Annotated in this window: 7 protein-coding genes and 2 pseudogenes; 5 read left to right on the top strand and 4 right to left on the bottom strand. The window is 33.7% G+C overall.

All coding sequences use genetic code 11. The features are described 5' to 3' along the window. The first annotated feature begins 367 nt into the window (after positions 1–367). From CD147_RS04095 to CD147_RS04085, 3 genes and pseudogenes are all read left to right on the top strand, one after another. A pseudogene (locus CD147_RS04095) lies at positions 368–763 on the top strand ((deoxy)nucleoside triphosphate pyrophosphohydrolase). Next, positions 763–3,630 (top strand): annotated as a pseudogene (locus CD147_RS04090) (DEAD/DEAH box helicase). The pseudogenes CD147_RS04095 and CD147_RS04090 overlap by 1 nt, the downstream one beginning before the upstream one ends. 724 nt (positions 3,631–4,354) lie before the next feature. Further along, positions 4,355–4,546 (top strand): hypothetical protein, encoded by a 192-nt coding sequence (locus CD147_RS04085; RefSeq protein ID WP_103166172.1) that lies wholly within the window; start codon positions 4,355–4,357, stop codon positions 4,544–4,546. Between the two features lie 219 nt (positions 4,547–4,765). Here CD147_RS04085 and CD147_RS04080 read toward each other — a convergent pair whose 3' ends face one another. Continuing rightward, positions 4,766–5,041: a DUF1413 domain-containing protein gene (locus tag CD147_RS04080; RefSeq protein ID WP_174694338.1), complete on the bottom strand. Its 276-nt coding sequence runs from the start codon at positions 5,039–5,041 to the stop codon at positions 4,766–4,768. 176 nt (positions 5,042–5,217) lie between these two features. Here CD147_RS04080 and CD147_RS04075 point away from each other — a divergent pair, with 176 nt between their 5' ends. Both CD147_RS04075 and CD147_RS04070 read left to right on the top strand, forming a co-directional pair. Further along, positions 5,218–5,913, top strand: a complete 696-nt coding sequence (locus CD147_RS04075) for an SDR family oxidoreductase (protein WP_103166170.1) — start codon at positions 5,218–5,220, stop codon at positions 5,911–5,913. Between the two features lie 78 nt (positions 5,914–5,991). Continuing rightward, entirely contained in the window at positions 5,992–7,233 is a 1,242-nt protein-coding gene (locus tag CD147_RS04070; protein ID WP_103166201.1) for an acetylornithine deacetylase, read from the top strand. A gap of 79 nt (positions 7,234–7,312) precedes the next feature. Here CD147_RS04070 and CD147_RS04065 read toward each other — a convergent pair whose 3' ends face one another. The 3 genes from CD147_RS04065 to CD147_RS04055 form a co-directional block, all read right to left on the bottom strand. Beyond that, entirely contained in the window at positions 7,313–9,478 is a 2,166-nt protein-coding gene (locus tag CD147_RS04065) for an RNA degradosome polyphosphate kinase (RefSeq protein ID WP_103166169.1), read from the bottom strand. Positions 9,479–9,574: 96 nt separating this feature from the next. Further along, the gene (gene ppx, locus CD147_RS04060; protein ID WP_103166168.1) at positions 9,575–11,116 is read right to left on the bottom strand and encodes an exopolyphosphatase; all 1,542 of its coding nucleotides are present in this window, start codon (positions 11,114–11,116) and stop codon (positions 9,575–9,577) included. A gap of 201 nt (positions 11,117–11,317) precedes the next feature. Next, entirely contained in the window at positions 11,318–12,862 is a 1,545-nt protein-coding gene (locus CD147_RS04055) for an AbgT family transporter (RefSeq protein WP_103166167.1), read from the bottom strand. Positions 12,863–12,902: the final 40 nt, after the last annotated feature.

Genomic DNA, 12,902 nt, shown 5'->3' with positions numbered 1-12,902 from the left:
GAAATGGAAAAGTAGTAAACTAATTACTAATAATATAAAAAAACATCTCATTTTCCGCTAAGATGTATAAAAAGGAAGATTTTTGAATTTCCCTTTCCATAACCACGCAAACCCCCAATTATGTAATAGCCACAAAGCTATTACATAATTAAATTATAATATAAATAATTTATATTTAAACCCCTAGAAATAGCAATCTTTTGACTAAAAATATCACTTTTTAGTCTTTTTTTAATATAACTTTATATTAACCAGTTATATTCGATAAATGCATTTATTATAAAATAATAGCTATGGTATTTAAGATATTGATGAAAAAGCTAATTTTGATAAAATTAAAGATAATAATACAAAAAGGGTGTTTTTATTGAAAAAAGTTATAAAAGTAGTTGGAGCAGTTATCTACTCAGAAAACAAAGTGTTATGTGCACAACGTAGTGAAAATATGAGTCTTCCTTTGATGTGAGAATTCCCTGGTGGAAAAATTGAAAAAGGAGAAACTGAAAAAGAAGCTTTAATTAGAGAAATTAAAGAAGAGATGAAATGTGATCTTATAGTGAAAGAAAAAATTACTACTACAGATTATGAGTACGATTTTGGAATAGTAAGCTTATCGACCTATAAATGTGAGTTGAATAAGGAAATGCCTACTTTAACAGAACATAAAGCTATTAAATGGCTACCATTAAATGAATTAAGTAATTTAAATTGGGCCCCAGCAGATGTCCCTGCTGTTAATATCCTCATTAAGGGTGAAAACTAATGGAAAGTAATTTAGTACCTAAGCTGACACAGTCTTTATACAAAGGATTCATTGATAAAAACGCAGCTCACACAGGTAACTTAAACCCTAAGTTGTTAATTAATAATAGAAATCAAAATGTTCTTACTTCAATTATAAATGAGTTAGAAAAATGTGAAACGTTTTATATTTCAGTAGCGTTTATAACTGAAAGCGGGTTAACTAGTTTAAAGAGAGTATTATATGATTTAAAACAAAAAGGTGTTCAAGGCAAACTAATCACTTCAAATTATTTAGGGTTTAATACACCTAAAATGTACAAAGAATTGTTAAAATTGAAGAACGTTGAGGTACGATTAACTGATATCGAGGGTTTCCACGCTAAAGGGTATATTTTTGAACATGAAAATCATTCTTCAATGATTATTGGAAGTTCAAATTTAACCTCAACAGCTTTGAAAATAAACTATGAACATAATGTATTATTATCGACTCATAAAAATGGAGAGTTAATTTATAATGTTCAAAGTCAATTCTTTGATTTATGGGAAAAGAGCATTCCTTTAAACTATGAATGGATTAGCAACTATGAAGAAACATTCGAATCAAAATTGTATAAAGATTTGTTTAAGATTAATAGTAAACAAAACGAAGCTATAGAAAAGTTTACTAATTCAATACAAATTAAGCCTAATAAAATGCAAGAGGAAGCCTTAATGGCTTTGAAAAAATTAAGAACTTCAGGAGAACACAAAGGGCTTATAGTTTCAGCAACAGGAACTGGGAAAACTATTTTATGTGCTCTAGATGTTAGAAATTATAATCCTCAAAAGTTTTTATTTATAGTCCACAATGAAGGAATACTAAAAAAAGCACGCCAAGAATTTAAAAAGGTACTTCCTTTTGAAAGTGATGATCAATTTGGCTTCTATACAGGAACTATTAAAAATAAAGAAGCTAAATATATTTTCGCAACTATCCAATCTTTAAATAGTAAAGATAGTTATAAATATTTTAACAAAGACGAATTTGATTATATAGTTTTTGACGAAGCACATCGAACTGATGCAAAAACCTATCGTAAAATTTTAGAATATTTCACACCAGACTTCTTTTTAGGCATGACTGCCACGCCTGAAAGAACAGATACAGGGAATATATTTGAGCTTTTTGATAATAATGTAGCTTATGAAATTAGACTGCCTAAAGCGTTAGAAAGTGATATACTTTGTCCTTTCCATTATTTTGGAGTTACAGATTATATATATAACGGAGTAGAAAGTGACGATTTAACTACTTTAAAAGATTTAACTTCAGATGAAAGAATAAATCATATTATCGAAAAGACGAATTATTATGGATATTCAGGTGAAGAACTAAAGGGTTTAATTTTTGTTAGTAGTACAGAAGAAGCAAAAGAAATAGCTAAATTATTACAAGATAGAAATATACCTAGCAAGTCACTAACTAGTGATCAAGACGATCAAAATAAAAGGCTAAAAGTAATAAATGAACTAGTAAATGGGGACATAAACTATATAGTTTCAGTTAATTTATTAAACGAGGGCGTAGATATCCCGGAAGTAAATCAAATTGTTATGCTTAGAGGGACAGAATCTAGTATTATTTTTATTCAGCAATTAGGAAGAGGATTAAGAAAAAGTTTAAATAAAGACTATGTAACTGTGATTGACTTTATTGGGAATTATAAAAATAATTATCTTATTCCAATTGCATTGTCAGATAATCAATCACAAAATAAAAATGATTATCGTAAATTTCTAAGTGACCCAAATCAAATTGAAGGTGTATCAACCATTAATTTTGAAGAAGTAGCTAAAAAGAAAATTTATGATTCGATTAACGAAGCAACTTTAAATAGCGTTAAAGTAATTAAAGAAGCTTTTAATAGTGTTAAACAGAGAATTGGTAGAACACCTATGTTGATGGATTATATTGAACAGCATTCTATAGATCCTGAAGTAATAATTTCTAAATTTGGTAATTATTATTGTTTCTTAAAAAAATATAATTAATTATACTGAAAAAGTTTTGTCTGAAAATGCGATTAAAAATCTAACATTTCTTTCTAAAGAAATATTACCAGGTTTGAAACGTTCTGATATTGATGTTTTAGAAAAAATTATTAATACTGATATGACTCGTGAAGCACTATATGAAAATTTAGATACGATTAAAAATGAAGATATTGATACGACAATTAAAATACTAACTTTAGATTATTTTGGTTTACCTGAACAAGAAAGATATGGTTCACCTATTGTCGTTAATGATTCGCAAGTTTCACTCAGTAATACATTTAAAAAGTATATTGAAGATGAAGAGTTTAAAAAGTATGTAATCGATATTCTTAGTTTATCTAAATATTATAATAATAAATTTCAAGATTCTGGTAATGATTTAATTTTATATAACCAATATTCAAGATTAGATTTCCTTAAGTTAGTCAATTGGAGAAATGATGAAAAAATATGGGTAATAATATCTATGGTTATAGAGTATTAGATGATCATATTCCAGTATTTATAACTTATACAAAATCTGAAGGTATAGATGATAATATAAAATATGAAGATCGTTTTCTTAGTCAAGATGAGCTAGCGTGGGTTTCAAGAGCAAATGCTTCACTTAAGAGTAAAGAAATCCAAGATATTATTAATCATAAGGAAAGAAATAAGAAGATATATATATTTGTTAAAAAAAGTGATGCTGAAGGCAAACTACATTATTATTTAGGAGAAGCGGAATATATAAAAGGCACTGCTAAAGAAGAAACTAGAGATATTGGGGATAGAGTAGTTACTATGAATTTAGCTATGAAGACTTCAATTAGAGATGATATTTATAGATATATTGTTGAAGAATAATATATACACTTTCAGGTTAATATGAAAAAATCACTCTGAGACATAAATATCTCAGATTAAAAATAAAATGGTAATTTCTATTGAAATAAGATAGAGATTATCATTTTTTAATTAAATTTTGTTCTAAAGGATTTTATATTTCGATGTAATGTTCAAGGTAGCAACATAGTAATGTTGGCGAGACTCCTGAGGAAACGATGCCGGTCGAAGACTACTGGATGAGATGGCATCCTTGGAAAGCGAGCCGAATAATAAGTAAAGATGATTTTCGCAATTGAAAAGAAACTACGCTTTAAATGCTGAATTTCTGGGCCAATTGGCAGTAGTTGACTAAGATGAAGATGCGTTTAATCGCACTTTCTTCATCTCTAGTCAACCTTGCCGGGGCAGGACTACGAAATCTTTGAAATTACATTAGATTTCAGTCCTGCTCCCAAATGCCGGGTGGAGTGTTGTTGTGCGACTCCTAGCGTAAAAGAACGAATGGCGAGACCGTGGCTCGTCGAGTTCACGCAGGAAAGCGTCACAACATAATCGTAACCCAAACCATTTTGATTCCTTTTTCTCAAAACAACATATTAGATACTATCTACATAAAAACATTGAAAAGATATGATTTTTAAAAATAATGAACTATTTGTGAAAACTATCACAAATCACTTTAAAAATTTTAAAAAGGGTGTATGATGATAATTGTAAGGAATAAGTAATTGGAGTGATACGGATGAGAAAAGTAATTGAAGATGTGATTTTTTCTGAAGAAGGCAGTTACGATATTTATTTGAAAACAGGTGTAAACCAAGGAACTATTGGCGATATTAGAGATGGCTATTTAACAATCGACTCAATTCCTTATATCGATGCCGAACGATTATACTTCTATGGACTCGAACGTAAAACACTCGTAAGCAATTAACACAATTTGAATGACCTCCTATAACATTCAAGAACTTACTATGCCTTCGTTGGTGAGCAGTCGGAGGCATACCATAAATATACCCCTAATCATCATGGAATAATGTGTTGAAAAGGCTGGGACACTTCTATAGAAGTGTCTCAGCCTTTCATGTGGTACGAGCTAATTGAATCCCAGTACGCTTAATACATACTTAATCCATTCCAACTCTCGCTTACATTATACTGCTTTAAAGTTCTTCTTAACTTCATTATATTGATACTCTTGATTATATAGCTTAAATTTATAATGCTCTGCACTTGAGAAAGTCATTCTCACACGTGGAATACGATCAATCTGTGCAATAAATTCTCTCTCTTGACGCGTACGTTGCTTCACACTCATCTCCAACCATTCTTCCTCAGTAAATAAATCCTCGAAGCGGAATGAGAAACTCGTTCTACCTATGCTACTACGTAATGCTTGAATACGTTCAGTAAATGTCACTCTCGTCATCCTCCATTTCTATATGCCCATGAATCCTATATCTTAACTTTATTACGTTTTCACAAATAATACAATTCTTCATAAGATTTTCTCTGAGAATTTTTGAAAATTAAAGCAACCCAAGTTTAGCCAATGATGATTAAGGATAGGTAATCAATGAAACTAAAGTAAAGGGTGAAGTTGAAATGGCAGAATTAAATGAACGTGTAGCAATTATTACAGGAGCAAGTAGTGGTATCGGTGCGACAACTGCTAAAACACTTGCACATCAAGGCGTAAAAGTCGTCTTAGCAGGACGTAATGAAGACAAACTACAAGAAGTAGCAAGCGACATGGCAGAAGGCGATTACCTCATCACTCCAACAGATATCACATCTAAAGATGAAGTGGACGCATTAGTTGAAAATGCCGTCGCCAAGTTTAAACAAGTCGACATTCTAGTCAATTGCGCCGGTATTAACGGTTCATCTAAAATTACAGATTATGACGTTGAAACTTGGGACAGTATGATAGACACTAATGTTAAAGGCTTATTATATAGCTTGAATGCAGTGTTACCACACTTTGAAGAACAAGGCAGTGGTCATATTATCAATTTAGCCTCAATTTCTGGCTTCGAAGTATCAAAAGACAGTGCACTCTATAGCGCAAGTAAATCGGCAGTACTACGTATCGTGGAAGCCTTAGAGAAAGAATTAGCGCGTACAGGCATTAAATCAACAAGCATCTTACCGGGTATGGTAGATACGCCTATGACAGAAAACTCCGATTTCGGAGGACGTAAAAAGTTAGACCCTGAAGATATCGCCAATGCAGTCATTTATGCATTAACGCAACCTGATCATGTCAATGTCAACGAAGTCATTGTGCGCCCGGTGTAAATAGTGGCTAAATAATACCCTGTAAAATGTTACACTAAAGTTGACATACGCTTAGTGTATTCAATTTTATACAAGGATGTGACTGACATGGAACAACGTCTTTATGACTTATTAGATTTATTGGTTAAGTATAATACGGAGAGCCCTCCTGGACGTAATACAGATCGATTACAAGATAAGATTGAGCATTTATTAAAAGATTTAGGTTTTAGTATTCGACGTGAACAACTGTATAAGAATGACAGTGTAATTGTAGGGACCTTGAAAGGTAAGAATCCCGACGCACCGAAGTTAATTTTAAATGGTCATATAGATTTAGCCTCCGTTGACGATGACTCGAACTGGACTTATCCACCATTTAAACTTACGCAAAGTGGTGACTGGCTATATGGTCGTGGCGTGAGTGATATGAAAGGCGGCATGGCTTCATTATTTTATGTTCTTGAAAAGTTACGCCAAGAAGGACACCAACCTGAAGGCGATATTATCGTACAATCGGTAGTAGGTGAAGAAGTAGGCGAAGCGGGGACAAAGTTAGCGTGTGAAATTGGTCCAAAAGCAGATCTAGCTTTAGTCTTAGATACAAGTGAAATGATGGCACTAGGTCAAGGCGGCGTTATTACAGGTTGGGTGACAGTGAAAAGTAAAAACACAATCCATGACGGCGCACGTAGCCAAACAATTCATGCTGGCGGTGGCTTGTTTGGAGCAAGTGCTATTGAAAAGATGACTAAAGTTATTCAAGCCTTGAATGAGTTGGAACAACATTGGGCGGTTATGAAACATAGCCCTGGTATGCCACCAGGCGCAAATACTATTAATCCTGCAGTTATAGAAGGTGGTCGCCATCCAGCCTTTATTGCAGACGAGTGCCGATTATGGATTACGGTACACTACTTACCAAATGAAAGCTATGAAGATGTTATTGTAGAAATTGAAGATTACTTGAATCGAATGGCAAATGCAGATATTTGGTTAAGAGAGAACCCATTACAATTTGAATGGGGCGGAGAATCTATGATTGAAGATAAAGGGGAAATCTTCCCAAGCTTTACTATTCCAACAGAACACCCTGGATTTAAACAATTACAAGATGCACATCAAACAGTAAATAGTACCGACATGCAATATGGTATGAGTACGACTGTTACAGATGGTGGTTGGACGGCGCATTTTGGCATTCCGACTATTTTATATGGACCTGGAAGTCTTGAAGAAGCTCATAGCGTAGATGAAAAAATAGAAGCTTCAGAACTAGAGACCTATAGCAACGTCTTATACCCCTTCCTCAAACATTGGTACCAAAACCCCGAAAAATAATGATATACAACTTAATAAATCAATGAAAAAAGCTAGGATACTTATCATATAAGCGTCCTAGCTTTTTAGTATTAAAATCCTACTTCTTTAATGAACGTCGAATACGATTGACCCAACCCGCTTTACGTTTAGAAACGACAGGCATACCTGATGGTTGCGCCGATTGTTTCTTTAGTTCTTGGCCATATTCAACAGCTTCACGCATTAAATACACTTGAGAATTTAATGGTGATAAATCATTTTCAACGTAATGATAATTACCTTCTTGGTCTTGATAACAACCTTTTTGATTGTCAGATAATTGTAAATTCATAAAATCTACTAAACGTTTACCAATTTCTTTATCTTCGACAGGGAATAAAATTTCCACACGCTTAATCATGTTACGCGTCATTACATCGGCAGATGATAAATAAATGCGCTCATCGCCGTTATTATGGAAGTAATAAATACGAGAATGTTCAAGTAAACGTCCTACGATACTTACGACTTCAATATTTTCACTAATACCGGGGATACCTGGTTTTAAGCAACAAATACCTCGGATAATTAATTGAATCTTCACGCCAGCTTGTGATGCTTCGAATAACTTTTCAATGATAGCTTTATCAGTTAAAGAGTTCATCTTCATCATAATCTTACCGTTACCGTGTTGAAGATGACTATTAATCTCTTTGTCGATACGGTCGATAAAGACGTCACGGATATCAAATGGCGCAACGATTAATTTGTTGTATTCTGGTTTCACTGAGTAACCACTTAGGTAATTGAAGAAGTTAATCGCGTCTTCTGCAATTTCTTTATTAGTGGTAATGATACCCATGTCAGTATAAAGTTTCGCAGTTTTATCATTATAGTTACCAGTGCCAAGATGAACGAATGATGTCAATTCGCCACCAATACGTTTGACGACTAAGGCAATTTTACTGTGTGTTTTTAAATGGGTCATACCGTAAATGACGTGACAACCTGCATCTTCTAACATACGTGCCCAATGCACATTATTTTCTTCGTCGAAACGAGCTTTTAATTCTACTAGAACAGTTACTTGTTTACCTTTTTCAGCAGCTTCTTTCAAACTGTTGATAATCGGTGAATCTTTACTTACACGATAAAGCGTTTGTTTAATCGCGATTGTATTTGGATCATCTGCCGCTTCACGTATAAAATCAACGATAGGGTCAAATGATTCGTAAGGATGGTGGAAGAAGATATCACGTTTTAATGCTAATTCATACACATTATTGTTGCCTAAAGAACGAGAAACTTGTGGTGAATATTTTTTATAAGTTAAATAATTTAGTTTATGAGATAGATGATCAACTAAACTAAAGATAAATGTTAAATCTAATGGACCGTCTAAGAAATACACGTCTTGTTTATCAACTTCTAATGTTTCAATTAGCCAGTCTAAATCATCAGGGTTCGCAGTGCGTCCATCTACTTCTAAACGTACAGCAGAACCGCTTTTACGTTCTTTAAGGAAACGTTCAATTTCGATTAATAAGTCTTCAGCGCCATCTTCATGAATAGTTAAGTCGGCATTTCTTGTAATTCTGAATGTGAACGTATTTAAAACTTCATACCCTGTGAATAAATAATTAATGAAGTAAGAAATAACATCCTCAATCATTAGGACATATTGCTTAGGCCCTTCGTTGTAAGTTAAGAATCTTGGAATAAGTGATGGAATTTGTACAATCGCTGAATTAATCGCATCTTCTGTATCAATATCTACAAAGATGTTTAAGCTTTTATTATTAAGTTTTGGAAAAGGATGATACGCATCGATACCAAGTGGTGTTAATGTTGGTAGAATGGTTAATTTAAAGTCCTTTTCTAACTTTTCTAATAGAGATTCTGATAACTCGTCAGGTTCACACATTACGATGTCATAATCTTTAAGTTCGTTCATTAATTCGTTATAACGTTCATACTGTTTATTTACGTATGTTTTAGCTTTTTCTTGAATGGCATCGACTTGTTCTTGTGGCGTCATTTGTGTTTTATTCTCAGGCTTGTCGTAACCTAATTTCACTTGGTCTTTTAAACCGGCTACACGCACCATGAAGAACTCGTCTAAATTTGAACTAAAAATAGAAATAAAGTTTAATTTTTCTAATAATGGATTGTTATTATCATATGACTCTTGAAGTACACGATAGTTGAAGTCTAACCAACTTAATTCGCGGTTATTATAGTATTGTGGTAAGCTAATATCATTTTCTCCCAATTGAGTTTGCATATTCCGAATACACCTCGTCATTTCCTCAAATATACTTTGTTTAATTGTTTTTTAGCGAAAGGCATAACTACCTAACTTTAAAATAGCATAGTTATTTTAAGATTTTGTAAAGATGATGGAAACTTTCCCTTTAAGTATCTTTTCTATATGTTTTTTTTGTCTTACAGCTTGATACTCTTCAGCGATAGGTTCACCTTCAGTGTAAAATACAGTTAGTTCGTAATCCTCATCACCTTTTTTCTTCTTCTTCAATACGACATCTTCAACGAAACTTGTGTGTGAGATGTTTAATGCATTGATGAACTTGATAATACCCCCGAGAGTTTGAATAGTGTCTATTTCTTTACTGCTAAACCAGTCCGTTTCTTCGCAATAGAATTTCAATAATGATTTATTTTTAAAACTAGCTAATAGTGCTAATTTGACACGATCTTTATGTGTATAGCCATTAATCATTGAGTTCGCGATAATATAGTACGTATGTGGTGAGCTTGAATCGGAATCAATAAAACTACCTAAGTAATAAATATATGTTCCTTCTTCAAATAAACGTTGGTCGTTCTCACTAATATCTAAATTAGCCGTCTTGATAAGTTGAGCGAGTAAAGATTTTGCTAGTTTCAATCGTACTTGTGAACTCTCATCTTCAATAATATATTCACGTGCTAAGAAATGAATCGATTCTTTACGCACGTTGTGTTTATCGAACACATCAGGATAGCGTTCACGCACTTGGTGAATGATGTAGCCCTCACGAAGCCCATTTCTTGAAAATGTAAATTGTTTTGCGTCTACTTTCTTATATAGTGCTTTAAAGACAGAAACGGCTGGTAAAATGATGTCAGCACGATCGCGACTTAAACCATCAAGATTCGTTAACTCATCACGAGAACTTTTACGGATAAGATCAAAAACTTCATCGATATCTTTATATGTCATCGTATAGTTATGCACACCACCGATAGGGTAAGAGTGTTTCGCTTGATGGATACGAGCGATGTTACGTGCAGAACCACCTACGCCTACAAGTGACACGTCTTGGCCTTTTAACCAATCTAAAGTATCGAATTGTTGTGCCAAGAATTTCTCCATATCTTTAATGGCACCTTTGTCGTTATGCGCTTTACCGTCAAAGAATTTACGGTTGAGTGTTACGACGCCAAATGGGAAACTGTGTGCTTTAAGAAGCTCTTTATCTTTAAATAATGTAACTTCTGTTGAACCACCACCAATATCAACTGAAACACCGTTTTCGATTTCTGTGGTATGTGTAATCGCATAGTAACCGTAAAATGCTTCATCTTCTTCAGGTACAATTTTAATATCCATATCGCCTTCTTTTTTGACGGCTTTTACAATGTCAGCGTTATTTTTAGACTGACGAATTGCAGCTGTCGCAATTGGATGTAATTCTGTGACGTTAAATTTCTCAGAAACAGATTTAAAACTGTGTAAGGCATCTATTAAAACTTGAATACCTTCTTTACTCATTTCATTATCTTTATTGAGATATTGGCTAAGACGTGCAGGTGTTTTAATGTTTAACAATTCATTAACACCTGTCGCCTTATCAAATTTAAATATAACTAACCTGATGGTGTTTGACCCAATATCTATTAAACCTATACGTTCTTCCATCGTGTCCTCCTAAATTGCTAAAAAATAGCTGAATTTATACACTCTCTATACTTATATTTTACCGTAATATTGCCGTTTGAAAAAGGTACTGAAGCAGAAATCTTATTTAATAAATAAGAATTTATTTACCCAAGTATTTAATTTATTTATGAAGATGATTAACCACTTTATTTAGTCGGAAAAAATGACTAAATTAACGTGTTATTTTGGTGTTTTTATCGGGCCACCTGGGCCTAATGGAAGTCCAATTAAGTACCATACAATAATAAAGAGCGTCCATATGATGGATAGGGCGATTGTATATGGCATAAGACTTGAAAGTAGAGAGCCCAGCTTCATATTTTTATCATACTTTTGCGCATAAGATAAGATGAGAGGCAAATAAGGCATCATAGGCGTAATTGGATTTGTAACTGAGTCACCTACACGATAAATCATTTGCGTAAAAGCAGGATGGTAGCCAACTAAAATCATCATCGGCACAAAGATTGGAGCGAGAATTCCCCATTTAGCAGAGGCGCTACCAATGATTAGGTTGATTAAACTACTTAGAATGATAATACCGATAATAAGGACAATACCACTTTGGTGTTGTAATAACTTAGCTCCGTAAACAGACACAATAATTCCTAAGTTGCTCCATTGTAAAAAGGCGAGTAATTGAGCGGCAAAGAAGACGATTAGGATGAATGAACCCATTGAACCTAAAGATTCGCTAACCATGGCACCCAAGTCTTTAGTATTGTTAATTTGTCTACTAAGCACGCCATAAACGATACCAGGGATTAAAAAGAGTACAAGAATAACAAGACCCACGCCATTAATAAGGGGTGAATCATCAATCAGGCTACCTGTTTTAGCGTTACGCAACCAACTACTTTCAGGAAGGCAACAAATAATAAGCGCAACAACTAAAACGATAAATGACATATTTGCCCAAAATAATGCACGTTTCTCCGTCATTGTTATAGTTGATGATGTTTCTTCCTCCTCATCGAAGTTAGATTGACTTTCATCATATGTACCTAGTCGTGGCAGCACGATTTTAGTCGTTGTAAAATAAATGATCGGCAACACGAGAAAGACACTCGCTGCAATAAAATACCAGTTCATTGCGACGTTGATCTTTACGCTATCAGAAACAATCTTTGTCGCTGGTTCTGTAAAAGCATATACTAAAGCATCTTGCATACCAATAAGTAAGTTAGCACCAAATCCTCCAACAGCAGAAGCGTATGCCATAGCCAAACCGGCAATGGGATGATAACCAATTTTAATGAAGATCATTGCAGCAAGCGGTGGTAAGATGACTGTCGCAGCATCCCCAGCTAAACTCCCTAAAATTCCAATCAAAATAATGGTAGGCACAATCATTTTCCTTGAGGCCTTATTGACTACTGAAATCATTAGTTTATCGAAATAGACTGACTTTTCAGCGGCACCTACACCAATCATTACAGCTAGCACAAGCCCAAGTGCAGGGAATTCTGAAAAGTTCTTAATCGCATCATTCATAATCATCGCGATGCCTTCGGTACTGATAATATTTTTAATATGGATCATTTCTCCACTACCTGGATGTTTAACTGACACATCAAATAATGACACAATCCATGTAATGACAGCTAAGCCAACACACATTAAAAAGAATAGTACAGCCGGATCTGGTAATTTGTTGCCAGCTTTTTCAACAATATTGAGAAATCGATTAATTAAAGATGGTCTTTCTTTTGTCTTTGTAGTCATAAAGTAGCCCCCCTTTATTAGTTAACGTAAAGTATAACAA

The organism is Staphylococcus devriesei, assembly GCF_002902625.1.
Lineage (GTDB): Bacteria > Bacillota > Bacilli > Staphylococcales > Staphylococcaceae > Staphylococcus > Staphylococcus devriesei.
This window is presented reverse-complemented; position numbering and strand designations above follow the sequence as displayed.

Coding starts and splice junctions, on each gene's coding strand:
- CD147_RS04065 (WP_103166169.1), bottom strand. CDS start 9,478: ATGCAAACTCAATTGGGAGAAAATGATATTAGCTTACCACAATACTAT.
- CD147_RS04075 (WP_103166170.1), top strand. CDS start 5,218: ATGGCAGAATTAAATGAACGTGTAGCAATTATTACAGGAGCAAGTAGT.
- CD147_RS04085 (WP_103166172.1), top strand. CDS start 4,355: ATGAGAAAAGTAATTGAAGATGTGATTTTTTCTGAAGAAGGCAGTTAC.
- ppx (WP_103166168.1), bottom strand. CDS start 11,116: ATGGAAGAACGTATAGGTTTAATAGATATTGGGTCAAACACCATCAGG.
- CD147_RS04055 (WP_103166167.1), bottom strand. CDS start 12,862: ATGACTACAAAGACAAAAGAAAGACCATCTTTAATTAATCGATTTCTC.
- CD147_RS04080 (WP_174694338.1), bottom strand. CDS start 5,041: ATGACGAGAGTGACATTTACTGAACGTATTCAAGCATTACGTAGTAGC.